Raw genomic sequence first — 23,628 nt, forward strand, 5'->3', positions numbered from 1 at the left:
GCAAACTCGGCGTTAGTACATCACCATGTCGGGTTCGAGTTGCTTGCCCCATGCCACAATTCCGCCCTGCACGTGCATGGCGTCGGAGAAGCCGGCCTTCTTCGCGATGGCCAGCACCTCGGCCGAGCGCACCCCGGTCTTGCAGTAGAACACCGGTGTCCGGTCGACGGGCAGTTTGGCCAGCGCCTCACCGGATTCGAAGGCCGACTTGGGGATCAGCTCCGCGCCGTCGATGCGGTTGATCTCCCACTCGACGGGTTCGCGCACGTCGATCAGGGCCAGCGGCTTGCCCGAATCCATCAACTCCCGAAGCTCCAGCGGGGTGATCGTGGAATCGGCGGCCGCCTCGGTGGCCACATCGGACACCACGCCGCAGAATTCCTCGTAGTCGATCAGCTCGGTGATCTTCGGGGTGGCGGGGTCCTTGCGGATCTTGATGGTACGGTAGCTCATCTCGAGCGCGTCGTAGACCATCAGCCGCCCCAGCAGCGGTTCACCGATACCGGTGATCAGCTTGATCGCCTCGGTTCCCATGACCGAGCCGACCGACGCGCACAGGATGCCCAGCACCCCGCCTTCGGCGCACGACGGCACCATCCCCGGCGGTGGCGGTTCGGGGTAGAGGTCGCGGTAGTTCAGGCCGGCCCCGTTGGGCGCGTCCTCCCAGAACACCGAGATCTGACCCTCGAAGCGGTAGATGGAGCCCCACACGTACGGCTTGCCGGCCAGCACCGCGGCGTCGTTGACCAGATAGCGGGTGGCGAAGTTGTCGGTGCCGTCCAGGATCAGGTCGTACTGCGCGAACAGGTCGACGGCGTTTTCCGGCTCCAGGCGGAACTCGTGCAGCCGCACGTCGATCAAGGGGTTGATCTCGAGGATGGAGTCGCGCGCGCTCTGCGCCTTGGGCCGGCCGATGTCGGCCTGGCCGTGGATGACCTGGCGTTGCAGGTTGGACTCGTCGACGACGTCGAAGTCGATGATGCCGATGGTGCCCACCCCGGCGGCGGCCAGGTACAACAACGCCGGGGATCCCAGCCCGCCGGCGCCGATGACCAGCACCCGGGCGTTTTTCAGGCGCTTCTGCCCGTCCACCCCGAGGTCGGGGATGATCAGATGACGGCTGTAGCGCGCAACCTCTTCGCGCGTGAGTTCGGCCGCCGGTTCAACCAGCGGCGGCAACGGCGTCGACACCGAATTACTCCTTGATTGGCTGTCCTACCTCAACAATAGGCACCATCCACAACGCCGAATCGACCGTGGGGCTTCCCGGCGTTGGCACGCACGTTCGCGGGGAACCACCCCGGGTTCAGGCGATCGGGTAGGGCCAGGGGTTGAAGCGGCAGGTCTTGCCGTCGGGGTTGACCGTGCCCGGGTCGAACCGGGCCGCGTCGTTGTTGTTGGTGGAGAACGTCTGCTGCATCATGATCGGCGCGAGCTCGCCGTTTTCCGGGCACTGCTCGTGACGCTGATAGCCGATGGCGTGGCCGACCTCATGGTTGATCAGGTACTGACGGTACGAGCCCACGTCACCCTGAAACGGCACCGCGCCGCGGACCCACCGGGCCTCGTTGACGAACACCCGCGGCTGTCCGTCGGCGTAGGCCGGGTTGTAGCAGGACGCCTCGAGCTGAATGTCGTAGCCGCAGCCCTCGCGGATCGTCATCGGTGTGGTCAACGACACCCGGAAATCGGGCTGGATCCCCGAGGTGTCGTCGACGCGGATGAACGCGAACTGCGGGTTGTGCGTCCAGCTCTTGGGATTGGCCAGGGTCTCGCTGACCATCCTGGCGAACCCGTCGTCACCGCCGAACGTCGTGGTGTCGATCCCGTCCTCCACCTCCACGGTGTAGGTGAACACCTTGGCGGTGCCCTCCCCCACCTGCGGGGCGGCGCCGGGAACGACGTGCCAGGTCTTGGCTCCGGCCTGTGTGAACGGCCCACCCGCCGGAAGGATCCCGGTTGGCAGGTTGGCGTCGAACTCGGTCAGCCCCTTGGGCGGGGCGCCGATGATCGCGGTGCTGGCCGCCCCGATGGTGGGCGGCCCCTGCACGGGGCCTTCGAGTTGCTCGGGCTCGGGGGCGCTGGTGCCGGTGATGGTCTGGTAGACGACGACGAGCGTCAGCACCATCAGAACGGGCAACGCATAGGCCCGCCAGCCGTAGGTGGACACGAAGCGGCCCAGCCAGGTCTGTTTGCGGACGCGACGGTGTTCGTCGCGATTGGACCTGATCCGCCCGGACCCCTCGGACAGGGGGTCGCGTTGCGCACGCAGCGGCTCGCGCCACTCGTTACGCAGCGCGGGCACGCGACTACCCACGCGACGCTCCGAGTCGTGAGTCACCGAATCAGGATGACACAGGCGCAGGCGCAGGCACTTCCGGCGCGCCATCGAAGACGATCTGACAACCGCCTACGGGTATGACTTTGCCGACGGTAGTAGTGTCATTGCCGAACTCGACCGGATGAAGGACATGATGAGCGATCTCGCGAACACCGCCGCGAGGAGGGGCGCGCCGCCGGGGAACGGTGACGGCTTGAACCGGCGCGGCAACAGGCTGCCTCGTGATGAACGTCGCGGGCAGTTGCTCGCTGCGGCAAGCGAAGTCTTCGTCTACCGCGGCTATCACGCGGCAGGCATGGATGAGATCGCCGATCGTGCCGGTGTAAGCAAACCGGTTCTCTACCAACACTTTTCATCGAAGCTGGAGCTTTACCTCGCGGTGCTGCAGCGGCACGTGGAGAACCTGGTTTCCGGTGTGCGCCAGGCGTTGCGCACCACCACCGACAACCGCCAGCGGGTGCGCGCCGCCGTGCAGGCGTTCTTCGACTTCATCGAGCACGACGGGCAGGGCTACCGGCTGATCTTCGAGAACGACTACGTCACCGAACCGCAGGTCGCCGCGCAGGTGAAGGTCGCCACCGAAGCCTGCACGGACGCGGTGTTCGACCTGATCAGCCACGATTCCGGGCTGGAGCCGCATCGGGCCAGGATGATCGCGGTCGGCCTGGTCGCCATCAGCGTCGACTCGGCGCGCTACTGGCTGAACAACGACCGCCCGATCTCCAAGGAAGACGCCGTGGAGGGCACCGTCCAGTTCATCTGGGGCGGCCTGTCACACGTGCCGCTCACCCGGTCTTAGCGGGCTCGATTCCGACCCCGAACCCGACGCGGCGCACGTCGGCCGCGCCGATCTCCACGTAGGCGATCTTGCTGGTCTGCACGAGAAAACGGCGGCCCTTCTCGTCGGTGAGGGCCAGCAGGCCCGACTGCCGGTCCAGCGCGTCGGTGATCACCTTCTCCACCTCGCTGGGCGTCTGCGCGCTGTTGAAGACCAGCTCACGCGGGCTGTCCATGACACCGATCTTGACCTCCACGCTGCGGACCCTTTCGTTCGTGGCACCTCTTGAAACACTTGAGCCAAGGCTAATGGACGGCGACGACGTCCCGGCGGGGCGGTGAGTTCGCGGTCAGCGAAGCCGAATCGCGACCGTCGTTCCGGCTGCTTGCAAACAGCGACCGAACCGAGTCCGGACCGTAACCAACACACCGGCCCACGGACCTCATCCGTCACTCCCGCATCGATAGCATCAGCCGGGTATTGCTCGATACGACTCGGGAAACCCATATGAACAGGCCTTATACCGGACATTCGCCGTATTCGCTGACCCCTACCGAACGACTCGGCACCTTTGACGAGTCATCTGTCGCCCAGCTCGACTACGACCCTCACTACGACGACTCTCACTACGACGCCGGCTACCGACCGGGCTACGACACCGAATACGACGCGAGGTATGACGAGACGTACGACGAGTACGCCGAGGAGTACGCCGATTTCGACGACGACGAGGCGCGCATCGACCGGCGCTGGATGTGGGTGGCCGGAATCGCCGGCATCATCCTGTTCGTCGCCGTCGGCACCACGGGCGTGATTCTCGGCGGCGGGGACAGCGGTTCGGTCACGGCCACCGCGACGTCGGCTGCGCCCAGCCCCAGCGCAACCGCGACGTCGTCCCCACGGGCAGGCAACACCGCCGCACCGCTGGTGCCCAGCCTGCCGCCGGAAACCATCACGACGGTGACCCCGACGGCCGAGGTGCCCCCGGCGGCCGAGGTGACGCCGAGCGCCCAGCCGGTCCCGCCACCCGCGCAAGCCGCGCCGCCGCCGCCCGCGCCCGCCCCGCGCACGGTGACCTACCGGGTGACCGGCAACCGGCAGCTGATCGACCTGGTGACGATCATCTACACCGATTCACGGGGCGCCTTGCGGACCGACGTCAACGTCGCGTTGCCGTGGGCCAAGACCGTCGCGCTCGACCCCGGCGTTGAGCTGGCCTCGGTGACCGCGACCAGCGTCGGCGGTCAACTCAACTGCAGCATCACCGACGCGTCCGGTGCGGTGGTCGCCGCGCAGAACAACAACACGATGATCGCCAACTGCACGAAGTAGGGCGTCAGGCCAGGCCCAGCTCCTGCATCCGGGAGGCATGGGTGCGCTGCAGCCGGTCGAAGAACTCGGTCATCTGGGTCAGGCCCTCGCCGCTGGCCATCACCAGGTCGACCAGCTCATCGTGATCGGCCAGCACAAACTGCGCCTGCGTGATCGCCTCGCCGAGCAGCCGGCGCGACCACAGCGCCAGCCGGTGGCGCTGCTTGTCGCTGGCGGTCACCGCGGACTGCACCTCGGCGACGACGAACTGGGAGTGCCCGGTTTCGGACAGCACCTGGCGCACCACATCGGCGACCTCATCGGGTAGCGCGTCGGCGATCTCCAGGTAAAAGTCTGCGGCCAGCGCGTCGCCGATGTAGGTCTTCACGAGCGCCTCCAGCCAGGTGCTCGGCGTGGTCAACCGGTGGTAGTTCTCCAGCGCCGACGCGTACTTCGTCATCGCGGGCACCACGTCGACTCCCCTGCGCTCCAACGCATCTCGAAGCACCAAGTAGTGGTTCATCTCGGCGGCGGCCATGATCGCCATGTTGATCCGGCCGCGCAGGTTGGGCGCCATCCTGGCCTCGTCGGTGAGCCGGTAGAACGCGGCGAGCTCTCCATAGGCCAGCAGTGCGAACAGTTCGTTCACCCCGGGATGATCGGGTGACACGCCTGACGTCACCGAGGTGGACCTGTGCTCGGATGGCGGCGTGGAATTCATGGGTCAAGATTAGACGCCGCCCGGCGCGCCGACGGCCGGGCGAGGGCCCACGGGTATGATGGGGAGCGGCAGTGGCACATGAACTCGCCGCTACCGAGAAATGTGCGTGCACGCAGTTGGTCCGCCTATCCAGTGCTGGGCCCCGGCAGTAGCTTCGTCGAACTCGTGCGCGCGTGTGGACGCCATGAGGAACGACAATTCGAAAGGCTGCTTTACCCGCGTATGACGCATCTCAACAAAACATTTGCTGAACTCGGAGTTCGTGACGAAATCGTCCGTGCACTCCGCGAGGACGGCAAGGAACATCCGTTTGCTATCCAAGAACTGACAATGCCGCTCGCGCTCGCGGGTGACGATCTCATCGGTCAGGCCCGCACCGGGATGGGCAAAACCCTCGCGTTCGGGGTGCCGCTGCTGCAGCGCATCACCACCGATTCCGACCGGCCGCTGACCGGTATTCCCCGCGCGCTGGTCGTCGTCCCGACCCGCGAGCTGTGCCTGCAGGTCTCCAACGACCTGGCCCTGGCCGCCAAACACCTGCGGGTGGGCGACCGCAAGCTGACCGTCACCTCGATCTACGGCGGACGCCCGTACGAGCCGCAGATCGAGGCGCTGCAAAAGGGCGTCGACGTCGTCGTCGGCACCCCCGGCCGGCTCCTCGACCTGGCCCAGCAGGGTCATCTGCAACTGGGCGGGCTGTCGGTACTAGTGCTCGATGAGGCCGACGAGATGCTCGATCTGGGCTTCCTGCCCGACATCGAGCGGATTCTCCGGCAGATCCCCGACAAGCGGCAGGCGATGCTGTTCTCGGCGACGATGCCCGACCCGATCATCACGCTGGCCCGCACGTTCATGACCCAGCCGACCCACATCCGGGCCGAGGCCCCGCATTCGGCGGCCATCCACGACACCACCGAGCAGTTCGTCTATCGTGCCCATGCGCTGGACAAAGTGGAGCTGGTCAGCCGGGTGCTGCAGGCCGAAGGCCGCGGCGCCACGATGATCTTCACCCGCACCAAGCGCACCGCCCAGAAAGTCGCCGACGAACTCGCCGAGCGTGGTTTCAGCGTCGGCGCGGTGCACGGCGACCTCGGTCAGGGCGCCCGGGAGAAGGCGCTCAAGGCGTTCCGCACCGGCGAGATCGACGTGCTGGTGGCGACCGACGTCGCCGCCCGCGGGATCGACATCGACGACGTCACCCACGTGATCAACTACCAGATTCCCGAGGATGAGCAGGCCTACGTGCACCGCATCGGGCGCACCGGTCGGGCGGGGAAGACCGGCGTCGCGGTGACCCTGGTGGACTGGGATGAGCTGCCCCGCTGGGAGATGATCGACAAGGCGCTGGGGTTGGGTTGCCCCGACCCGGCCGAGACCTACTCCAGTTCGCCGCACTTGTACGAGGAGCTGGGCATCCCGGCCGACGCCGGCGGCCGCGTCGGCGCGGCAGCCAAACCCAAGGCGAGGCGGGCGCCGGCCGACAGGTCCACCGACCGCCCCGCGCGCACCCGCAACCGCACGCGGCGTCGGACCCGGGGCGGCAAGCCGGTGACCGGGCCTCCCGCGTCGACGACTACCGAGCAGGCCAGCCCCGACGGCGAGGCCCCCGCGGCCGACGAGACCGCCAAACCCCGGCGTCGCCGTCGTCGCCGCCGGTCGCCTAAGGCGCCTGCCAGCGCCTCTTAGCGAGGCACTCGCCCGGCGATGGTCAGACCCGAACGCCGCACCAAGGCCGATGTGGCGGCGGCCCTGGCGATTGCCGTGGTGGTGGCCGTCGTCGCAGTGTTGGTCTGGTGGCACAGCGACGCGCGCGCCACGATCAGCAGGCCCGCCGCCGAGCCCGTGCCCAAGCTCACCCCCGCCAGGGACGTGCCTGCGGCGTTACGGCAGCTGTGGACGGCGCCCAGCCCGAAGACCGACACGCCGCTGGTGGTCGCGGGCAGCGTGGTCACCGGGGACGGCAACCTCGTGGAGGGCCGCGCCCCCGCGACCGGCGACGTGTTGTGGAGTTACGCCCGCGACCTGCCGCTGTGCGGGGTGACGTCCGTATACGAGTACGCGGTGGCGGTGTATCCCGACGGCCGCGGGTGCGGCCAGGTCAGCACGATCGACGCCGGCACCGGTGGGCGCGGCCCGGCCCGCACCGGCTACGCCGATCCCGAGGTGACGCTGTCGTCGGACGGCACCACGGTGCTGTCGGTCGGCGACACCCGACTCGAGCTGTGGCGCTCGGACATGGTCAGGATGCTCAGCTACGGGGCGATCGACGCCCCCATCAAACCCGACATCCCGGTGCTGCCGTTGTGCCGGCTTGTGTCCGCGGCGGCCAGCTCGAGCGCGGTATCGGTGCTGGAAGCCTGCCCGCACGAACCGGACCTGCGGCTGACCCTGTTGCGGCCCTCCGACGAGGAGGACACCCCGGAGTTGAAGTACGTGCCGTTGGAGGGTGTTGCCGAGGACTCGGGCGCGCGGGTCATCGCCGTCGCCGACACCACGACCGCGGTGTACCTGCCCGGTCCGAAGCCGACGGTGGACATCATCGACGAGACGGGCTCCACCATCGCCAGCACGGAGCTGGCCAGCCCGCCGGCGCCCGACGCGACGATGTCGCGTGTCGGTGACCTGATCACGTGGTGGACCGGCGACAGCGTAATGGTGTTCTCCGCCAACGGACTTCGCTACAAGTATTCGATCGCGCCCGCGGGCCCGGCCGCTCCGCTGGGGCCGGCCACGGTGATGGCCGGCCGGTTGCTGGTGCCGGTCACCGGAGGCTACGACGTGTTCGACTCGGCCACCGGGCAGGGCGAGCGTCATATCGCCGTGTCCCGGCCGACGGTGTCAGCGCCCGTCGTTCCGGCGGTCGCGGGTTCGCTGGTGATGGAGCAGCGCGGCGACGAGCTGGTCGCGCTGGGCCCCTGACCCGCCTGGCGCCGCGGCGCGGTAGCGCCCGAGATCGACGCAATAACGCGAACTACTCGCACTTTCCCGCCCGTTTGTCGCTTTGGGCGGGTTTAGAGCTCGGGGGCGAAGGTCGGCAGCTGTTTGCCGTTCTTCCAGTACTTCAGCAGCGCGTCGGCCAGCTCGCGATACGCGTGCGAGCCCTTGTTCTTCCGGCTGGCCAGCACCGAGGAGCCCGAGGCCGAGGCCTCGGCGAACCGCACCGTGCGCGGAATCGGCGGCGCCAGCACGGGCAGGTCGTATCGGTCGGCGATGTCGAGCAACACGTCGCGGCTGTGCGTGGTGCGCGAGTCATACAGCGTCGGCAACGCGCCCAGCAGCCGAAGGTCGGCGTTGGTGATCTGCTGGACGTCGGTGATGGTGCGCAGGAACTGGCCGACGCCGCGGTGCGCAAGCATTTCGCACTGCAGCGGCACGATCACGTCGTCGGCGGCGGTCAGCCCGTTCAGGGTCAGCACGCCCAGCGACGGCGGACAATCGATGATCACCACGTCGAATTGGTCGCCCAGCTTGGCCAGCGAACGTTTGAGCGCGTACTCCCGGCCGGCCCTCATCAGCAGCATCGCCTCGGCGCCGGCCAGGTCGATGTTGGCGGGCAGCAGGGTCATCCCCTCGGCGGTGTCGACCAGCGCCGCGTCGGGTTCCACCTCTCCGAGCAGCACCTCGTGGATCGAGACCGCCAACTTGTCGGGGTCGTGCCCGAGCGAGAACGTCAGACAACCCTGCGGGTCAAGATCGACCAGCAGTACCCGCTTGCCCCGCTCGACCATCGCCGCGCCCAAGGACGCGACCGTCGTCGTCTTGGCCACGCCACCTTTTTGGTTTGCGACCGCAAGAACCCGCGTCACACTGCCCATCCTGGCACGCCCCCGCATATTGCGACGCGACGTGGGGCAGAATTCGTGGGCGTGGGCGACGGGCCTCTTCGGCGAGGAGCAGACGGCGGTGTCGAACGGCACCGACTGCTCCTGATCCGCCACGGCGAGACCGAGTGGTCCCGCTCCGGTCAGCACACCGGAAGCACCGAGCTGGACCTCACCGACACCGGACGCGCGCAGGCCAAGCTGGCCGCCGACGCGCTCGCCGTCCTGGACCTCTACCACCCCCTGGTGGTGTCGAGCCCACGCACCCGCGCGCTGGTCACCGCAGAACTCGCCGGCTTGACCGTCGATGAGGTGTCCCCGCTTCTGGCCGAATGGGATTACGGCGATTACGAAGGCCTCACCACCCAAGAGATCCGCAAGAGCGTGCCCGACTGGCTGGTGTGGACCCACGGCTGCCCCGGCGGGGAGACCGTGCAGCAGGTCAGCGACCGCGCCGACCGCGCGATCGCCTACGCGTTGGAGCACATGCAATCTCGCGACGTGCTGTTCGTCGGGCACGGCCACTTCTCCCGCGCCGTGATGACGCGCTGGGTCGAACTTGCGTTGGCCGAAGGCAGCAGGTTCGCGATGGTCGCCGCGTCGATCGGGGTTTGCGGCCACGAGCACGGCGTGCGCCAGATCAGCGCACTGGGACTAACGGGCCATCGCCACCCGTGTCTGCCGACATGACCCGCGAACCGTCCTTCGTGCTCGTCTCCCGCGGCGCCGTCGTCGCCGAGGGGGTGCACACCCCCTTTCCCTCCGTCGCCGACGCGCGGGCGGCGCTCACCTCGCACAGCGCGCCGATCATCGTGGGCGCCTTGCCCTTTGACATGTCGAAGCCGGCGGCGCTGATCCGTCCGCAGGCCGTGCAGTTCCTCGACGCGCCGCCGCAGTGGCCGTTGCGTCCGTTGCCGTCGGTGCGCGTCGTCGAAACCCAGCCCGAGCCCGAACAACACCGGGCGCGCGTCGAAGCCGCGCTGCGGCGCCTGCGTGATCCCGCGAGCCCGCTGCGCAAAGTGGTGTTGGCCCGTGCGCTGCGACTGGCCGCCGACGGCCCGATCGACGCACGCACCGTCGTGGACCGCCTCGTCGCCGCCAATCCCACGGCCAACGCGTTTCTGACCGATCTGACCGCGGCCGGAGGAGGCTTCTCCGGTTCCGTCCTGGTCGGCGCGAGTCCCGAACTGCTGGTGGCGCGGCGCGGCGATCAGGTGGTGTGTGCGCCGTTCGCGGGTTCTGCGCCCCGACTGGCTGACCCGGACGCCGACGAGGCCAGCGGTGCCGCGTTGGCCGCATCAGCCAAGGACCGGCACGAGCACCAGCTGGTGGTGGACGCCATCGCCGACGCGCTCGGACCGCTGTGCGCCGATCTCGATGTCGCACCCGAGCCCAAACTGCGCAAGACCGACGCGGTCTGGCATCTCTACACCATGATCACCGGTCAGCTGCGCGACAAGTCAACCACCGCACTGGATCTGGCGATGCTGTTACATCCCACCCCGGCCGTGGGCGGGGTCCCCACGGACACGGCGGCTGAGCTGATCGCCGAGCTGGAGGGTGACCGAGGCTTCTACGCCGGCGCGGTGGGATGGTGCGACCAGCGGGGCGACGGCCGCTGGGTGGTGTCCATCCGGTGCGCCCAGCTCTCGCCCGACCGGCGAACCGCCACCGCCTATTCGGGCGGCGGGATCGTGGCAGAATCCGACCCCGACGACGAAGTCGCGGAAACGACAAGCAAATTCACGACGATAATGTCGGCCCTCGGGGCGCAACCGTGACCGATCTCATCCGTCGGGTCCGGCCGGGCGACGAGGCGGAGCTGACGGCGATGATTCACGAGCTCGCGCAGTTCGAACACGCCAGCGACGAGTGCGCGGTCACCGAAACCCAGTTGCGCCAGGCGCTTTTCGGTGACACCCCGACGGTGTACGGCCACCTCGCCGAGGTCGACGGCGAGGTGGCCGCCGGCGCCCTGTGGTTCCGCAACTTCTCGACGTGGGACGGCGTGGCCGGTATCTATCTGGAAGACCTCTACGTGCGCCCGCGGTTTCGCCGCCGCGGCCTGGCCCGCCGGTTCCTCGCGACGCTGGCGCGTGAGTGTGTCGACAACGGCTACACCCGGCTGTCGTGGGCGGTGCTGAACTGGAACGTCGACGCGATCGCGCTCTACGACGCGGTCGGCGGCACGCCGCAGACGGAGTGGACCACCTATCGAGTGTCGGGCCCGGAGTTGTCGGCCTTGGCCGCTGAACTCTGACCAGCGTCCTGAACCGCCAGCCACTGCAACGTCGACGGGCTGAACAGCAGACCGAGCGTGGCCAGCGCGACGACCGCCACGATGCCGCCGTAGACCCACTGATGGGAGCCCACTCCCATGTACCAGGCCACCGGCAACAACAGCAGCTGCGCGAACACCGCGATGCCGCGACCCCAGCGCCGGCCGCTCCACAACGCCCAACCCGCGGCGGCCACCCCACCGCCGATGATCGCGAACCAGGCGGCGGTGCCGAAGAAGTTCATGCCCGGCTGGTCGTTGCCCGACAACCCGCTGACCACGTATGCGACGGCGGCCACCAGACCGCTGACGCCTTCAAGGCCGACGAGCAGCGCGGCCAGACGGACGGTCGACGGTGAGGGAACGGTCACGCCCGTAGGTTACCGACCGACGCGGGGGCCGGCCCTCGCACCTATTTGGTGTAGGTGAAGAACCCGCGTCCGCTCTTGCGGCCGAGCTCGCCGGCCTCGACCTTGCGCAACAACAGCGCCGGCGGGGCGTACAACTGCTCTTTGGTCTCGGCGTACATCGACTCGGCCACCGCCATCGTGGTGTCGAGCCCGATGAGGTCGGTCAGCGCGAGCGGACCCATCGGGTGGTTGCAGCCGCCGACCATCGCCTTGTCGATGTCCTCTGGGCTGGCGAGACCGGCGTCGGCCATGCGGATCGCCGAGAGCAGGTAGGGAATCAGCAGCGCGTTGACGATGAAGCCGGCGCGATCCTTGGCCGTGACCACGGTCTTGCCCAATTGTTTGTCAGCGAACGCCTTTGCACGGCTTAGGCTTTCGTCCGATGTGACCTGACACGGAATGATCTCGACCAGCGGCATCACCGGCGCCGGGTTGAAGAAGTGAAGCCCGAGGACGCGTTCCGGACGGTCCGTGGCGGCGGCCAGCTGCATGATCGGAATCGAAGACGTGTTGCTGGTGATCAGCGCATCGGGCCGCACGATCTTGCCGAGCGCGGCGAAGATTTCGGTCTTCACCGCGGGGTCCTCGACCACGGCCTCGACCACCAGATCGCAATCGGCGAGGTCCTCGAGCCTCTCGGTGAATCGGATGCGTCTCCGGATGTCCTCGCGCTCGTTTTGGGTGAGTTTGTTCTTGCGCACCGCGGCGTCCAGCGAGGTGTCGAGCCGGCGAATGCTCGCGTCGATCAACTCTTTGTTGATCTCGCGCAGCACCACCTCGATGCCCGCACGAGCCGATACCTCCGCGATGCCGCAACCCATGATGCCGCCGCCGATGATCCCTACGGCTTTCTCCACGTTCGCTCCCTTCGGAGGGCATGCTCCGGCCGCAGCCGGGCCCTGACGTGGTCGTCATCGTAATCAAGCGCAGCCCGGCGGCTGACGCCCAGGCAGCGCCGGAGGTCGGCTCAGTCGCACATCGGCCGCGCCGGTCGTCCGGCTAGGCTCAGGCCTCGTGCGCGCCGTCCTGATCGTGAACCCGAATGCGACGTCGACGACTCCGGCCGGGCGCGACCTGTTGGCCCACGCGCTGGAAAGCCGGGTCAAGCTGACCGTTGCGCACACCGATCACCGCGGTCACGCCATCGAGATCGCCCGCGACAGCACCCGCGGCGGCGTCGACGTGCTGATCGTGCACGGTGGTGACGGCACGGTCAACGAGGTGGTCAACGGCATCCTCGAGGTCGGCGGCCCAGGGGCCGCCGCGCCGGCTGTCGGCGTCGTTCCCGGCGGCTCGGCCAATGTGTTCGCCCGGGCCTTGGGCATCAGCCCGGATCCGATCGAGGCGACCAATCAGCTCATCGACCTGCTGTCGAGCTACCGGCGTCGCAAGAGCTGGCGGCGGATCGGACTGATGGACTGTGGCGAACGCTGGGCGGTGTTCACCGCGGGCATGGGTGTCGACGGCGATGTCGTTGCCGCCGTCGAGGCGCAGCGCAGCAAGGGACGCAAGGTCACCGCGTCCCGCTACGTCCGTGTCGCGATTCGCGAGGTGCTGGCGAGCACCCGCAAGGAGCCGTCGCTGACGCTGCACCTTCCCGACCGGGCACCGGTTACCGGCGTGCATTTCGCTTTCGTGTCGAACGCCAGCCCGTGGACCTACGCCAACAGCCGGCCGGTCTGGACAAACCCGACGACAAGTTTCGAGACCGGCCTAGGTGTGTTCGCCACCACCAGCATGAACGTGTGGGCGAACCTGCGGCTGGTGCGACGGATGTTGTCGCGGCGGCCCCGCATCGAAGCCAAGCACCTGATCCGTGACGACGATCTGCCGTGGCTGCGTGTGACGAGCGACACGGCCGTCTCGTGCCAGATCGACGGCGATTATCTGGGTCCGCGCGATGCGATGACGTTCACCGCCGTTGCTGACGCGCTGGGCGTGCTGGCACCCCCGGCAAAAACTGCCTTTGACCTGCAGTAATTGGATTCTCCCTGCCGGATAAGGGCGCAGGTGGGTCCAGCTTAGTACAACCGATCGAAGGCTCTGCTAACGACCGCCCGTAGTGAGATTGCGCACTTGTTAACTCATGAGTATTGACATCTGTCCAGCCTGTGAAAGCATCGGATGCAACAGCAGTGCAGAAATATTTCCTGTGCACGCGTTGACAGCCGAAGAAAAGCTCGTGCGCCCCGCTGCGCACATGTAAGGAGAGTTATAACTATGGATTGGCGCCACAAGGCGGTCTGTCGGGACGAGGATCCGGAACTGTTCTTCCCGGTGGGAAACAGCGGGCCGGCGCTTGCACAGATCGCGGACGCGAAGCTCGTCTGCAATCGCTGCCCCGTCACGACAGAGTGCCTCACCTGGGCTTTGGAGTCCGGACAGGACGCCGGAGTGTGGGGTGGAATGAGCGAGGACGAGCGGCGCGCCCTCAAGCGACGTAATGCCCGCACCAGGGCCCGCAGCAGCGTCTAACCGCAGCACAAGATCAATTGATTTACGGCCCCGATGAAAATCGGGGCCGTAATTCGTGCGAATTCAATTAGGGTCCTTCGCGCTTTAAATAAACCATTTCGCGCAATAGCGAACTCTCATTGCGCGGCTCGGCCGCCCCACCTCATTGCGCGGCTCGGCCGCCCCACCTCATTGCGCGGCTCGGCCGCCCCACCTCATTGCGCGGCTCGGCCGCGGCGGCCGATCGGTACCCTCAGCACCGCCTCCGTCCCCCCGCCGGGCCCGTCGTGCATTTCCAACGAGCCATCCAGTTCCGCTGAGACCAGCGTCCGCACGATCTGCAGGCCCAGCCGGTCGGACTTCTCCAGGCTGAAGCCTTCGGGCAGACCACGACCGTCGTCGTGCACGATCACGTCGAGCCAGCGTGCCGAGCGTTCGGCGCGGATCGTCACGCAACCCTGCCCGGTGGACCCGTCGAAGGCATGCTCGATGGCATTCTGCACCAGCTCGGTGATGACCATGATCAGCGCCGTGGCTCGGTCGGCGTCGAGCACGCCGAGGTCGCCGACGCGGGTGATGCGCATCGGACTGTCCACTGTCGCAACGTCGTTCATGATCGGAAGGATCCGGTCCATGACCTCGTCGAGGTTGACCTCCTCGTCCACCGACATCGACAACGCGTCGTGCACCAGCGCGATCGACGACACCCGCCGCACCGATTCCATCAGCGCCTCGCGGCCCTCGACGTTGCTGGTGCGCCGGGCCTGCAGGCGCAGCAACGCCGCCACGGTCTGCAGGTTGTTCTTCACCCTGTGGTGGATCTCACGGATGGTGGCGTCCTTGGACAGCAGCGCGCGGTCGCGACGCTTGACCTCGGTGACGTCGCGGATCAACATTGCCGCGCCGACGGGCTTGCCGTGCACAACCAACGGCAGCGTGCGCACCAGGATCGCCGCCCCGCCCGCGTCGACCTCCATGCGCATGCTCGATCCGCCGCTCAGCGAGTCACGGACGTGCTCGGCGAGCTCCTCGGCCTCGAAGGGGTCTGAGATCAGCGGACGCGTCACCTCGACGAGGTCATGGCCTTCGAGGTCAGCGGGCAGCCCCATCCTGTGGTACGCCGATATCGCGTTGGGGCTGGCGAACACCACCACGCCGCCCTCGTCAAGGCGGATGAAGCCGTCCCCGACGCGCGGACTGGACCGCGACACCGCGAGATCACCGACGTTGGGAAAGGTGCCCTCGGACAACATGTGCAGCAGATCGCCCGCGCAGTCGAGGTAGGCGCTTTCCAACGGACTGGCTTTCCGCGAGGCCAACGCCGTCTGGTGGGTGAGCACAGCCACCACTTCGTTGTTGTACCGCACCGGCACCGCCTCGACGTTGAGGCCGGACGAAACTGGTTGTCCGGCACCGTCTCCCACGCCGATACTGCCCGAATCGAACGCTGCGGCGACCACGGGCATGTCCGAGGGTGCGGCCAATGTGCCGACCGCGTCGGCCAGCAGCACCGTCGGCGCCGTGTTGGGCCGCACCTGCGCCACGCAGACCAGCATGCCGTCGTCGCGGCGGACCCACATCAGGAAGTCGCCGAAGGACAGGTCGGCCAACAGCTGCCACTCACCCACCACCGCGTGCAGATGATCGACCGCGTTGCCGGGCAACACGGTGTGCTCGGCAAGCAGTTCACCGAGAGTCGACATCGGGGTTTACTCCGGCGGTGCGAACAGCCGACGTCGGCGTCAGCTGATCACCGCGATGAGATCGCCGGCCTGGATCACGTCGCCGACGGACACGTTGACCTTGCTGACCGTGCCCGCCACCTCGGCCAGCACGGGGATCTCCATTTTCATCGACTCCAGCAGCACCACGGTGTCGCCCTCGCCGATCTGATCGCCTTCGTTAACCACGACCTCGAGCACACTGGCCACGATTTCCGCGCGAACATCCTCGGCCATCTTCACCCCTTCGGAGTATGTCCTGGGCATCCCGTTTCGGCTGCCTGCCGGGTCCTATCGAACCACAACCCGCGCCGACGGCGGTGTCGGCGGGCCATGCCACAATGGCATGGCTGTGTCCGCCGGCGGCGGATCTCCCAGACCCCTGACCTACACGGAGGAACAATCATGGCCAAACGTGGCCGGAAGAAGCGTGACCGCAAGCACACGAAAGCCAACCACGGCAAGCGGCCCAACGCCGGCTCGAAGTCGGTGCGTTAACCCCGGCGGATGATGGTGGTGCGGCTGATCTCGATGCGCAGCCGCTCACGAAGGCTCTCGGGCGCCTTCTCACCCCCGCATTTCTTCGCGATCAATCGCTTGACGCGCTCCTCGACGCCGTAGTGCCGTAGACACGCGGGGCAGTCTTCGAGGTGCTGCTTGAGCTTGTCGCGGGTTTCGGGGGTGCATTCGCCGTCGAGCAGCATCCACACCTCGGCGATCACAGCGGCACACTCGGGATGGTCGGGGTCCACCGGACCCACGGGCGGCTTCCAGCGTTCGCTGGCATCCGAGCGTTCGCTCATGACGACACCTCCTCAGGTGTGTCCTGCTGTCCCCGGATGAAGCCGCGGTCGCGGGCCACGTCGGCCAGCAGTTCCCGAAGCTGACGCCTGCCCCGGTGCAACCGGGACATCACCGTGCCAATCGGCGTGTCCATGATTTCGGCGATCTCCTTGTATGGAAAGCCCTCCACGTCGGCGTAGTACACCGCCATCCTGAAGTCCTCCGGCAGGGCCTGCAACGCTTCCTTGATGTCGCTGTCGGGAAGCCCCTCCAGCGCCTCCACCTCGGCTGACCGCAGCCCTGTCGAGGAATGCGAGGCGGTCGCCGCCAGCTGCCAGTCGGTGATCTCCTCGGTCGGATACTCCGCCGGCTGGCGTTGCTTCTTGCGGTAGGTGTTGATGTAGGTGTTGGTCAGGATGCGGTACAGCCAGGCCTTCAGGTTCGTGCCCTCACGAAACGAGCGGAAGCCGGCGTAGGCCTTGACCATGGTTTCCTGCAACAGGTCCTCGGCGTCGGCGGGGTTGCGCGTCATCCGCAGCGCACCGCCGTACAGCTGGTCGAGCAGCGGAATCGCGTCGCGCTCGAACCGGGCCGTCAGCTCTTCATCGGTTTCTTGACGTTCGGGCGCCGACGTGTCGGGCGCGCCATCGCGCGCGGTGCCGTCGGAGTCGGTCATCGTGGGGAACACCGTCCCTTCTGTCGCGGTGCCGCCGAACAGGCTAGCCAAAAACTCGGGACGTATCCGCACGTCCACGGCCATCGTGGGCACCTAGACCCCCTTCATCCAATCCTAGAGGTACAGACCGACATCAGCCCGGCCGCCCAACAGCGCCGGGTCTGCTCCGAATAACAGCAGGACCACCCGCAGATGTTCCCAGCTCACACCCGCGATGTCCGCGCACGCACCGGCATTATTCTGGGCCGATGGCACGCGCAGCGACCCCGGCGATCACTGCCCTGCTGACCGCGGGGATCCCCCACGAGGTGCTTCAGTACGACCACGACCCCCGCCGCGAGTCCTACGGCGAGGAAGCGGTGCAAGAACTGGTTCGCGTGGAGGGGGCCGATCCCGACCAGGTGTTCAAGACCCTGGTGGTGGCCTCCGACGCGTTGCCCAAAGGGCTCGGGGTCGCGGTGCTGCCGGTGCCGTCGAAACTGTCGCTGAAGGCGGCCGCCGCGGCTCTGGGGGTGTCGAAGGTGACGATGGCCGAACCGGCCGCCGCCGAACGGGCGACCGGCTACGTCGTCGGGGGGCTATCGCCGTTCGGCCAGCGTAAGGCGCTGCCCACCGTGGTCGACGCCTCGGCGTTGCGGTGGAATCGGGTGTTGGTCAGCGCGGGCAAGCGCGGCTGGGAGGTCGCGGTGCATCCACAGGACCTCATCCGCCTGACCGGCGCCGTCATCGCCGACATCCAAGCGTGAGCACCCCGGCGCCTCCAACCCCGACCACCATCCCGGCGAACGTGGGTTACCCGCACGCGTCAAGCGCGAACGCGTGACGCAAGCCCACACTCGGCGGCCGGCCCCAGCGCGACGCGGGGCCGCCGGCTGACCACCGCAGGACGACGGCACGCCACCGGCGCGACGCGGGAGTTCTAAGGTGAGCCCATGGCACAAGCACCGTTGTCCGGGAAAACCATGTTCATCTCCGGGGCCAGTCGCGGGATCGGGCTGGCGATCGCCAAGCGCGCCGCCGCCGACGGCGCCAACATCGCGTTGATCGCCAAGACCGCCGAGCCGCACCCCAAGCTGCCCGGCACGGTCTACACCGCGGCCAAGGAACTCGAGGAGGCCGGCGGGCAGGCGCTGCCGATCGTGGGCGACATCCGCGACGGCGACGCGGTGACCGCCGCGGTCGCCAAAACGGTCGAGCAGTTCGGGGGCATCGACATCTGTGTGAACAACGCCTCGGCGATCAACCTGGGCTCGATCACCGAGGTGCCGCTCAAGCGGTTCGATCTGATGAACGGTATCCAGGTGCGCGGCACGTACGCGGTTTCCCAAGCCTGCATTCCGCACATGATCGGCCGCGACAACCCCCACATCCTGACGTTGTCGCCTCCGATCCGCCTTGAGCCCAAGTGGCTGAAACCGACCGCGTACATGATGGCCAAGTACGGGATGTCGTTGTGCGCGTTGGCGATCGCCGAAGAGATGCGCGAGCAGGGAATCGCGTCGAACACGCTGTGGCCGCGCACCATGGTGGCCACCGCCGCGGTGCAGAATTTGCTCGGCGGTGACGAGGCGATGGCCCGCGCCCGCAAGCCCGAGGTCTACGCCGACTCCGCCTACGTCGTGCTGACCAAGCCGTCCCGCGAGTACACCGGCAACAGCCTGCTGTGCGAGGACGTGCTGCTGGAATCCGGTGTCAGCGACCTGTCGGTGTACGACTGCGTTCCGGGGAGCGAACTGGGCGTCGACCTGTGGGTGGACACGCCCGACCCGCCGGGCTACACCGGCCCGTAAAAGTGTTGGACGGCAGCGATTTCGAGCTCGACGGCGGGCGACACGACGGGCAGACCAGCCGGTATTCGCGCGAACTGCCGGAGCACTGGTGTTTTGACGGCCGCGCGTTCGGCGGCTACACGTCGGCCCTGGCGCTCGCCGCGGTGGTCGCCCACAGCGGCAGACCCGCGGCGGCGTCGCTGTCGGTGACGTTCGTGGAGGGGGGCGTGCCCGGGCCGCTCGAGCTGTCCGCGCGAACGATCAGGGGCGGCAAGGCCGCGGAGGCGGTCGAGGTCACCATCAACCAGGCAGACCGCACCATCCTCATCGCCAGCAGCTGGTTGGCCGACGGGTGGCTCGGGCCGCCGTCGGTCGACGCTCCGGTTCCGTTCGAACGCTACGGAACCGCGACGACGCCGCTGCCGGATCCCGCCGAAGGCACGTCGCTGGAATGGCTGCGCGACCAGTGGGCGCCACTGCGGTTCGCGCACCGGCGCGGCGTGGATTACCCCGACAGCCTGAAGCGGTTCCATCGGGGTCGACCGGAGGTCGCACTGTGGGTGAAGGTCGACGACGGTGACGCCGACCAGGATCCGCTGCGTCATCCGCAGATCGGTGACGTGCTGCACGCCGACGCCCATCTGTTCGACTCCCCCGGCCAGGTCACCGGTTTCGTGGAGGCCTGGCTGTTGAGCCTTGATCTCAGCATCATCTGGCAGCCCGGCGCCCACCTGCTGCCGTCGACTAGCTGGCGGCTGTTCGAGGGCCGGGGATCCGCTGCCACCAGCGGTGTCTCGGCCTACGGCTCGCTGCGCGCAGACGACGGATCGCTGCTGGCGGTGATGACGTCGCAGGGCCTGGTCCGCTGACGGCCTCAATCGGCTTCCCGGTTCAGCATGCTGTGCACGCTGTCGGCGAACGCGGCCGTGGTGAAGCAGGTCGGCTCGGCGAACTCCTCGAGGGTGAGCGCGTCGGCCCAGTTCGCGTCCGACGCCGCGCGCAACAGCGGTTTCGCCATCGCGACCGCGTGCGGAGGCATTTCGCTGATGCGCGAACACCATTCGTCGGCCGCCTCCATCAGGCGGTCGTGGGTGACCACTTCCTGCACCAGCCCCATCCGGTACGCGGTGTGCGCGTCGATGTGTTCGCCGCGCAGGTAGTAGGCGAACGCCCCTTGATATCCCAGTCGCCGCGTCAACGCCCAACTGGCGCCGACTTCGGGGATGAGGCCCAGCCGCCCGAACGCCGGCACGATCTCCGCCCGCTCGCTGGCGATCACCAGATCGCACGTCAGCGCCCATGCCAGCCCGACGCCAGCCGCCGCCCCGTTGAGCGCGGCCACGAACACGGTCTCTGATCCGGCGATCAGCCGGGCGATGCCGCCGAACTCACGTCGAATCCAGCGCCACACGTCGGCCACGCCTTCGGGTGCGTCGAGCTGCTCCACGGCGGCGTCCATCATCTTCAGGTCACCGCCCGCGCTGAATCCAGGGTCCGCGCCCGTCAGCACCACCGAGCGGACATCCGGATCAGCATCGAGATCCCTGAGCGCACAACGCAGTTGGCGCACCAGCGGGGCGGATAACACGTTGAGCCGGTGGGGTTCGTCGAGCGTGACCACCGCCCTGTCATCGCGCCGCTCGACGCGCACACGCCGTGGCGCGTCGGGGTCATCACCGGAAGCGACCATCGTCTGGTACAACGAGCCTGACCGTGTCATCACGAATCCTTTCGTTGACTTTCCTTGCCGCGCAACGCCGCCCAGGCGGCATCGGCAAAGGCGCGGACCGCATCTTCGGGCATCGTCGGCTCGGTGCCCGAGATCCAGAAGCGGCTGAACTCCTGCGCCGGGCCCAACCACAGCGCGGCGGAGATGCCGATGCGCATCGGTTGCAACATTCCGTAGCGCTGATGGGGACGCCACCAGTCGCGCACCGAGCCGAAGAACGCCGCGTTGGCCTCGCGCAATTGTTGGCTGTCGAGGCGGTCTCCGAGCAGCAGCGCTGCTTCGCCCCGGTGCGTGGCGACCCAGTCCAGGTGGTAGGTCACCCCGCCGCGGATACCGCCTTCGGCGGTGTCGTGGGCGCGCAGCATTTCGATGAACCCGCCCTGGTACTGACCGATCAACTCCGCGTAGACAGCGGTGGCCAGCGAGAGCTTGTCCGGAAAGTGGTGATAGAGCGCGCCGACGCTGACGTCGGCCTCGCGTCGCACCTGATCCAGCGTGGCCGACAGGGTGCCCTCGGCCGCGAACCGCCGTCGCGCCACGGCGAGCAACCGGCTCCGCGCGTCCATCTTCCGGGGCACGAGGATTACTCTAGCTATACAGAGGAATCCTCTGTCAAGGTGTTCAGGCCATGCAGATGTCAGTACCGAGTAGCAGCAGTGGCCAGAGCAATGTGGTCTGCACAAACGCCGCGATGTCGGCGCCCGCGGGCAGCCGGGTCTGAAGCGCGGTCTCGATGGCGCGCACCTGCTCGGCGTCGAAGAACGCCCACACCAGCCCGATCAGCAGGTAGGGAATCGCGAGCCACATCGCAAGCTCGATCATCGCCTCGACACTCACCCGTCGGCTCAGCACCCGGCGCCACACGGTCACACCAGCGCGCGGTGCTGTCGGACCCGACGGCGGACGTCGGCGAGCAGGATGTAGCTGCCGCCCTGGCGGATGAACACCGGCAGGAACCGGTTGGCGAACGCGACGAGCAGAAACAGCCGTTCGAACTGGCGCTGCCGAAAGTCGCTCCACTTGATGCCCATCGCGTCCCGAAAGACCGGTGCGAGGAAACCGGCGGTGAGGAACTTCAACAGCGGCCGGAACGGAAGGCCCAGCAGCGGATTGATCATCCGCAGGTTCAGCATCTCGAGCAGATAGTCACGGACCCGGTCGTCGATCTGTACCTGCCGGCACGCCTCGTTCCAGTAGTCGTCGAATCCCGCGCGGGTGGGCGGCCATTGATCCTCGCTGACCTGCAGCGTGGTGCCCAGCGTCCATGCGGATCGGTAGAACTGCTCGGCCTGTTCGGGCGTCATCTCGCCGCGCAGCAGTTGGTAGGTGTCTTCCAGCCCGACGAAAAGGCATGCCGCCACCCACATTTGAAGATCACGGTCGAACGCGTTGTAGCGCACCGGGCTGTCGGAGGTGGACTTGACGTGCCGGTGTGACTCGTTGACCGCCTCCTGGAACGCCGCACGGTCCTCCGGTTTTCCGAGCACCGCGACCGCCAGGTACTGAAACGTCGTTCTGGCCCGCTTCCACGGATGTTTCAGCAGGTTTCCGGAGTCGACCTTGCTCTCGACGACGCCGTATCCCACCCCCGGCCGTGAGAGCTGCATGATCACGTTGGCAGCCCCCGCGGCGAACGCCCAGAAGTCCATCGCGTCGGCGGCGGTGACCGGTTCGGTGTCCCAGCGCGCGGTGCGTCTGGCGATGGTGATGCGATTGGCGGTCGTCATGTCATGCACACGGTGGAGAAGAGCAGCACCGGCCATGTCGCGACCGAGCCGAGGAGCGCGATCACCCGGTTCACGCCGGCGGGGTTGATGGCGTTGATGTAGTCGAGGTGAAAGGCCGTCCAGACCGCTCCGACGACGAGGTAGGGCACGGCGAGCATGATCGCCGTGCCGATCCACTCGGCGATGGTCATCTCGAAGGCCAACACCTTGCGAACTGCGGTGATCACGCCCATATGTTAATCGTCATTCATGTTCGGCAGGCCGGTTTCAGGCCGAAGGCTTGGTTCTGTTTCGCAGCGAAGTGAATGAAAGTTCCTACAGCAGCGTGGCCTGCTCGGGTTCGGGCTCGGCCGGCTCGATCAGCTCCGGGCCGTTGTTGCGGATGCTGTTGACCAGCCGGGAGACCTGACGAATTTCGATCCGGTCCAGGTCCCCGTGCCCACGCAGCAGGCCCTCGTCGATCGGGGCATCGGGATCCAGCCACCGATCCCAGTCGCTCTTGCTGATGCTCAGCGGCATGCGGTCATGGATCTCGGCCAGCGGCCCGGCAGCGTCGGTGGTGATGATCGTGCAGCTCAGCAGCGGCGCGGCCGAGGACGAACCCGCGGACTCGTCGCGCGGCCGCCACGTCGACCACAACCCCGCCATGAACAACGGCTCCCCGTCGGCGCCGTACATGTAGAACGGCGTCTTCGGCGCCTTCTTGCCCGACGCCAGCTCGCCGTTGGGCCGCCATTCGTACCAGCCGTCCATCGGTACCAGGCAGCGCTTGTTTTTCGCCGAGTTCCGAAACGCCGGCGACGTCGTCACCTTGTCGGCGCGCGCGTTGATCAGCAGCGGACCCTTGGTCTCCGGGCCGCCGTCCTTCGCCGCCTTGACCCACGGCGGCACCAGCCCCCAGCGCATCGACCGGATCCGGCGCATCGCCTCGTCGTCGGGGTCGGTGTGGCGCTTGACCACCGCGCTGATCGTGGTCGTCGGCGCGACGTTGTAGTTGGGCCCGGCGGCGTCTTTTTGGGCCGCCGTGGTCTCGTCGATCGCCTTGATCTTCTCGGCCAGCAGCGCCGGATCTGTGGTCACCGCGAATCGTCCGCACATAAGACCCATGG

The 23,628-nt window shown here is 67.5% G+C and carries 30 protein-coding genes; 13 read left to right on the forward strand and 17 right to left on the reverse strand.

The window, feature by feature from the left end:
• Positions 1 to 12: 12 nt before the first annotated feature.
• On the reverse strand, positions 13 to 1,191 hold the full coding sequence (gene moeZ, locus G6N28_RS03790; protein WP_163897130.1) for an adenylyltransferase/sulfurtransferase MoeZ: 1,179 nt from the start codon (positions 1,189 to 1,191) through the stop codon (positions 13 to 15).
• Positions 1,192 to 1,306: 115 nt separating this feature from the next.
• Positions 1,307 to 2,341, reverse strand: coding sequence for a DUF3152 domain-containing protein (locus G6N28_RS03795; protein WP_163897132.1), 1,035 nt, complete (start codon positions 2,339 to 2,341; stop codon positions 1,307 to 1,309).
• A gap of 133 nt (positions 2,342 to 2,474) precedes the next feature.
• Between G6N28_RS03795 and G6N28_RS03800 the strand changes: the two genes are divergently transcribed.
• Positions 2,475 to 3,140 (forward strand): HTH-type transcriptional activator FasR, encoded by a 666-nt coding sequence (locus G6N28_RS03800; RefSeq protein ID WP_046754113.1) that lies wholly within the window; start codon positions 2,475 to 2,477, stop codon positions 3,138 to 3,140.
• On the opposite strand, the gene G6N28_RS03805 is transcribed toward G6N28_RS03800, so the two are convergent.
• A complete protein-coding gene (locus G6N28_RS03805; RefSeq protein ID WP_163897134.1) occupies positions 3,127 to 3,375 on the reverse strand; it encodes a DUF3107 domain-containing protein in 249 nt (82 codons plus the stop codon). The genes G6N28_RS03800 and G6N28_RS03805 overlap by 14 nt on opposite strands.
• Before the next feature lie 251 nt (positions 3,376 to 3,626).
• Between G6N28_RS03805 and G6N28_RS03810 the strand changes: the two genes are divergently transcribed.
• Positions 3,627 to 4,451 (forward strand): hypothetical protein, encoded by an 825-nt coding sequence (locus G6N28_RS03810; RefSeq protein WP_163897136.1) that lies wholly within the window; start codon positions 3,627 to 3,629, stop codon positions 4,449 to 4,451.
• A 4-nt stretch (positions 4,452 to 4,455) separates the two neighbouring features.
• Here the strand turns inward: G6N28_RS03810 and G6N28_RS03815 are convergent, their stop codons facing one another.
• Entirely contained in the window at positions 4,456 to 5,151 is a 696-nt protein-coding gene (locus G6N28_RS03815; RefSeq protein WP_163897138.1) for a ferritin-like fold-containing protein, read from the reverse strand.
• A gap of 222 nt (positions 5,152 to 5,373) precedes the next feature.
• On the opposite strand from G6N28_RS03815, the gene G6N28_RS03820 reads away from it, so the two are divergent.
• Positions 5,374 to 6,837 (forward strand): DEAD/DEAH box helicase, encoded by a 1,464-nt coding sequence (locus G6N28_RS03820; protein ID WP_163897140.1) that lies wholly within the window; start codon positions 5,374 to 5,376, stop codon positions 6,835 to 6,837.
• A gap of 18 nt (positions 6,838 to 6,855) precedes the next feature.
• Complete coding sequence (locus G6N28_RS03825; protein ID WP_163897142.1) at positions 6,856 to 8,070, forward strand: Rv3212 family protein; 1,215 nt, start codon at positions 6,856 to 6,858, stop codon at positions 8,068 to 8,070.
• A 92-nt stretch (positions 8,071 to 8,162) separates the two neighbouring features.
• On the opposite strand, the gene G6N28_RS03830 is transcribed toward G6N28_RS03825, so the two are convergent.
• On the reverse strand, positions 8,163 to 8,966 hold the full coding sequence (locus G6N28_RS03830; protein WP_163897144.1) for a ParA family protein: 804 nt from the start codon (positions 8,964 to 8,966) through the stop codon (positions 8,163 to 8,165).
• Between the two features lie 51 nt (positions 8,967 to 9,017).
• On the opposite strand from G6N28_RS03830, the gene G6N28_RS03835 reads away from it, so the two are divergent.
• Genes G6N28_RS03835 through G6N28_RS03845 form a run of 3 tightly spaced genes read left to right on the forward strand, consistent with a single transcriptional unit; the run spans position 9,018 to position 11,232 of the window.
• A complete protein-coding gene (locus tag G6N28_RS03835; protein ID WP_163897146.1) occupies positions 9,018 to 9,662 on the forward strand; it encodes an acid phosphatase in 645 nt (214 codons plus the stop codon).
• Positions 9,659 to 10,753: an isochorismate synthase gene (locus tag G6N28_RS03840; RefSeq protein ID WP_163905792.1), complete on the forward strand. Its 1,095-nt coding sequence runs from the start codon at positions 9,659 to 9,661 to the stop codon at positions 10,751 to 10,753. The genes G6N28_RS03835 and G6N28_RS03840 overlap by 4 nt, the downstream gene beginning before the upstream one ends.
• Positions 10,750 to 11,232, forward strand: a complete 483-nt coding sequence (locus G6N28_RS03845) for a GNAT family N-acetyltransferase (RefSeq protein ID WP_163897148.1) — start codon at positions 10,750 to 10,752, stop codon at positions 11,230 to 11,232. The genes G6N28_RS03840 and G6N28_RS03845 overlap by 4 nt, the downstream gene beginning before the upstream one ends.
• Here G6N28_RS03845 and G6N28_RS03850 read toward each other — a convergent pair.
• Together G6N28_RS03850 and G6N28_RS03855 are read right to left on the reverse strand one after the other, a co-directional pair.
• On the reverse strand, positions 11,184 to 11,621 hold the full coding sequence (locus tag G6N28_RS03850) for a hypothetical protein (protein ID WP_163897150.1): 438 nt from the start codon (positions 11,619 to 11,621) through the stop codon (positions 11,184 to 11,186). The two genes, G6N28_RS03845 and G6N28_RS03850, sit on opposite strands and share 49 nt — an antisense overlap.
• A 41-nt stretch (positions 11,622 to 11,662) precedes the next feature.
• Entirely contained in the window at positions 11,663 to 12,517 is an 855-nt protein-coding gene (locus G6N28_RS03855; protein ID WP_264072552.1) for a 3-hydroxybutyryl-CoA dehydrogenase, read from the reverse strand.
• A gap of 157 nt (positions 12,518 to 12,674) precedes the next feature.
• Here G6N28_RS03855 and G6N28_RS03860 point away from each other — a divergent pair, with 157 nt between their 5' ends.
• Complete coding sequence (locus G6N28_RS03860; protein ID WP_163897151.1) at positions 12,675 to 13,640, forward strand: diacylglycerol/lipid kinase family protein; 966 nt, start codon at positions 12,675 to 12,677, stop codon at positions 13,638 to 13,640.
• 240 nt (positions 13,641 to 13,880) lie between these two features.
• On the forward strand, positions 13,881 to 14,135 hold the full coding sequence (locus G6N28_RS03865) for a WhiB family transcriptional regulator (protein ID WP_046753276.1): 255 nt from the start codon (positions 13,881 to 13,883) through the stop codon (positions 14,133 to 14,135).
• A gap of 194 nt (positions 14,136 to 14,329) precedes the next feature.
• Here the strand turns inward: G6N28_RS03865 and G6N28_RS03870 are convergent, their stop codons facing one another.
• Positions 14,330 to 15,817, reverse strand: coding sequence for a two-component system sensor histidine kinase PdtaS (locus G6N28_RS03870; RefSeq protein ID WP_163897154.1), 1,488 nt, complete (start codon positions 15,815 to 15,817; stop codon positions 14,330 to 14,332).
• Between the two features lie 39 nt (positions 15,818 to 15,856).
• Positions 15,857 to 16,072: a biotin/lipoyl-binding carrier protein gene (locus G6N28_RS03875; RefSeq protein WP_163897156.1), complete on the reverse strand. Its 216-nt coding sequence runs from the start codon at positions 16,070 to 16,072 to the stop codon at positions 15,857 to 15,859.
• Between the two features lie 168 nt (positions 16,073 to 16,240).
• Here G6N28_RS03875 and G6N28_RS27400 point away from each other — a divergent pair, with 168 nt between their 5' ends.
• Positions 16,241 to 16,333 (forward strand): 50S ribosomal protein bL37, encoded by a 93-nt coding sequence (locus G6N28_RS27400; protein ID WP_090355725.1) that lies wholly within the window; start codon positions 16,241 to 16,243, stop codon positions 16,331 to 16,333.
• Here the strand turns inward: G6N28_RS27400 and rsrA are convergent.
• Both rsrA and G6N28_RS03885 read right to left on the reverse strand, forming a co-directional pair.
• Complete coding sequence (gene rsrA / locus G6N28_RS03880; RefSeq protein ID WP_163897158.1) at positions 16,330 to 16,638, reverse strand: mycothiol system anti-sigma-R factor; 309 nt, start codon at positions 16,636 to 16,638, stop codon at positions 16,330 to 16,332. The two genes, G6N28_RS27400 and rsrA, sit on opposite strands and share 4 nt — an antisense overlap.
• Positions 16,635 to 17,294, reverse strand: a complete 660-nt coding sequence (locus G6N28_RS03885) for a sigma-70 family RNA polymerase sigma factor (protein ID WP_179962164.1) — start codon at positions 17,292 to 17,294, stop codon at positions 16,635 to 16,637. Before G6N28_RS03885 ends, rsrA begins: the two co-directional genes overlap by 4 nt.
• A gap of 248 nt (positions 17,295 to 17,542) precedes the next feature.
• Between G6N28_RS03885 and ybaK the strand changes: the two genes are divergently transcribed.
• The 3 genes from ybaK to G6N28_RS03900 all read left to right on the forward strand — a co-directional run bounded on the left by ybaK (position 17,543) and on the right by G6N28_RS03900 (position 19,932).
• Positions 17,543 to 18,040: a Cys-tRNA(Pro) deacylase gene (gene ybaK / locus G6N28_RS03890; protein WP_163897162.1), complete on the forward strand. Its 498-nt coding sequence runs from the start codon at positions 17,543 to 17,545 to the stop codon at positions 18,038 to 18,040.
• A 186-nt stretch (positions 18,041 to 18,226) separates the two neighbouring features.
• Complete coding sequence (locus G6N28_RS03895) at positions 18,227 to 19,084, forward strand: SDR family oxidoreductase (RefSeq protein WP_163897164.1); 858 nt, start codon at positions 18,227 to 18,229, stop codon at positions 19,082 to 19,084.
• A gap of 2 nt (positions 19,085 to 19,086) precedes the next feature.
• Positions 19,087 to 19,932, forward strand: a complete 846-nt coding sequence (locus tag G6N28_RS03900) for an acyl-CoA thioesterase domain-containing protein (protein WP_235674454.1) — start codon at positions 19,087 to 19,089, stop codon at positions 19,930 to 19,932.
• Between the two features lie 5 nt (positions 19,933 to 19,937).
• On the opposite strand, the gene G6N28_RS03905 is transcribed toward G6N28_RS03900, so the two are convergent.
• The 6 genes from G6N28_RS03905 to G6N28_RS03930 form a co-directional block, all read right to left on the reverse strand.
• Positions 19,938 to 20,783 carry an enoyl-CoA hydratase/isomerase family protein gene (locus G6N28_RS03905; RefSeq protein WP_163897168.1) on the reverse strand — a complete coding sequence of 282 codons (846 nt, stop codon included), beginning with the start codon at positions 20,781 to 20,783 and terminating at the stop codon, positions 19,938 to 19,940.
• A complete protein-coding gene (locus tag G6N28_RS03910) occupies positions 20,783 to 21,358 on the reverse strand; it encodes a TetR/AcrR family transcriptional regulator (protein ID WP_179962165.1) in 576 nt (191 codons plus the stop codon). The genes G6N28_RS03905 and G6N28_RS03910 overlap by 1 nt, the downstream gene beginning before the upstream one ends.
• Before the next feature lie 55 nt (positions 21,359 to 21,413).
• Positions 21,414 to 21,662, reverse strand: a complete 249-nt coding sequence (locus tag G6N28_RS03915; RefSeq protein ID WP_163897172.1) for a hypothetical protein — start codon at positions 21,660 to 21,662, stop codon at positions 21,414 to 21,416.
• Complete coding sequence (locus tag G6N28_RS03920; protein ID WP_163897174.1) at positions 21,659 to 22,519, reverse strand: oxygenase MpaB family protein; 861 nt, start codon at positions 22,517 to 22,519, stop codon at positions 21,659 to 21,661. Before G6N28_RS03920 ends, G6N28_RS03915 begins: the two co-directional genes overlap by 4 nt.
• Positions 22,516 to 22,752, reverse strand: a complete 237-nt coding sequence (locus G6N28_RS03925) for a hypothetical protein (RefSeq protein WP_163897176.1) — start codon at positions 22,750 to 22,752, stop codon at positions 22,516 to 22,518. Before G6N28_RS03925 ends, G6N28_RS03920 begins: the two co-directional genes overlap by 4 nt.
• A gap of 82 nt (positions 22,753 to 22,834) precedes the next feature.
• Positions 22,835 to 23,617, reverse strand: a complete 783-nt coding sequence (locus G6N28_RS03930) for an SOS response-associated peptidase (RefSeq protein WP_163897178.1) — start codon at positions 23,615 to 23,617, stop codon at positions 22,835 to 22,837.
• Positions 23,618 to 23,628 lie beyond the last annotated feature (11 nt).

It is taken from the genome of Mycolicibacterium pulveris (assembly GCF_010725725.1).
Classification (GTDB): Bacteria; Actinomycetota; Actinomycetes; order Mycobacteriales; family Mycobacteriaceae; genus Mycobacterium; species Mycobacterium pulveris.

What these genes read in the sequence shown, in the direction of transcription:
- G6N28_RS03800 (WP_046754113.1), top strand. Translation starts at nt 2,475, where the DNA reads ATGAGCGATCTCGCGAACACCGCCGCGAGGAGGGGCGCGCCGCCGGGG.
- G6N28_RS03810 (WP_163897136.1), top strand. Translation starts at nt 3,627, where the DNA reads ATGAACAGGCCTTATACCGGACATTCGCCGTATTCGCTGACCCCTACC.
- G6N28_RS03815 (WP_163897138.1), bottom strand. Translation starts at nt 5,151, where the DNA reads ATGAATTCCACGCCGCCATCCGAGCACAGGTCCACCTCGGTGACGTCA.
- G6N28_RS03820 (WP_163897140.1), top strand. Translation starts at nt 5,374, where the DNA reads ATGACGCATCTCAACAAAACATTTGCTGAACTCGGAGTTCGTGACGAA.
- G6N28_RS03825 (WP_163897142.1), top strand. Translation starts at nt 6,856, where the DNA reads ATGGTCAGACCCGAACGCCGCACCAAGGCCGATGTGGCGGCGGCCCTG.
- G6N28_RS03830 (WP_163897144.1), bottom strand. Translation starts at nt 8,966, where the DNA reads ATGGGCAGTGTGACGCGGGTTCTTGCGGTCGCAAACCAAAAAGGTGGC.
- G6N28_RS03840 (WP_163905792.1), top strand. Translation starts at nt 9,659, where the DNA reads ATGACCCGCGAACCGTCCTTCGTGCTCGTCTCCCGCGGCGCCGTCGTC.
- G6N28_RS03865 (WP_046753276.1), top strand. Translation starts at nt 13,881, where the DNA reads ATGGATTGGCGCCACAAGGCGGTCTGTCGGGACGAGGATCCGGAACTG.
- G6N28_RS03870 (WP_163897154.1), bottom strand. Translation starts at nt 15,817, where the DNA reads ATGTCGACTCTCGGTGAACTGCTTGCCGAGCACACCGTGTTGCCCGGC.
- G6N28_RS03875 (WP_163897156.1), bottom strand. Translation starts at nt 16,072, where the DNA reads ATGGCCGAGGATGTTCGCGCGGAAATCGTGGCCAGTGTGCTCGAGGTC.
- G6N28_RS27400 (WP_090355725.1), top strand. Translation starts at nt 16,241, where the DNA reads ATGGCCAAACGTGGCCGGAAGAAGCGTGACCGCAAGCACACGAAAGCC.
- rsrA (WP_163897158.1), bottom strand. Translation starts at nt 16,638, where the DNA reads ATGAGCGAACGCTCGGATGCCAGCGAACGCTGGAAGCCGCCCGTGGGT.
- G6N28_RS03885 (WP_179962164.1), bottom strand. Translation starts at nt 17,294, where the DNA reads ATGACCGACTCCGACGGCACCGCGCGCGATGGCGCGCCCGACACGTCG.
- ybaK (WP_163897162.1), top strand. Translation starts at nt 17,543, where the DNA reads ATGGCACGCGCAGCGACCCCGGCGATCACTGCCCTGCTGACCGCGGGG.
- G6N28_RS03895 (WP_163897164.1), top strand. Translation starts at nt 18,227, where the DNA reads ATGGCACAAGCACCGTTGTCCGGGAAAACCATGTTCATCTCCGGGGCC.
- G6N28_RS03905 (WP_163897168.1), bottom strand. Translation starts at nt 20,783, where the DNA reads ATGACACGGTCAGGCTCGTTGTACCAGACGATGGTCGCTTCCGGTGAT.
- G6N28_RS03910 (WP_179962165.1), bottom strand. Translation starts at nt 21,358, where the DNA reads ATGGACGCGCGGAGCCGGTTGCTCGCCGTGGCGCGACGGCGGTTCGCG.
- G6N28_RS03920 (WP_163897174.1), bottom strand. Translation starts at nt 22,519, where the DNA reads ATGACGACCGCCAATCGCATCACCATCGCCAGACGCACCGCGCGCTGG.
- G6N28_RS03925 (WP_163897176.1), bottom strand. Translation starts at nt 22,752, where the DNA reads ATGGGCGTGATCACCGCAGTTCGCAAGGTGTTGGCCTTCGAGATGACC.
- G6N28_RS03930 (WP_163897178.1), bottom strand. Translation starts at nt 23,617, where the DNA reads ATGTGCGGACGATTCGCGGTGACCACAGATCCGGCGCTGCTGGCCGAG.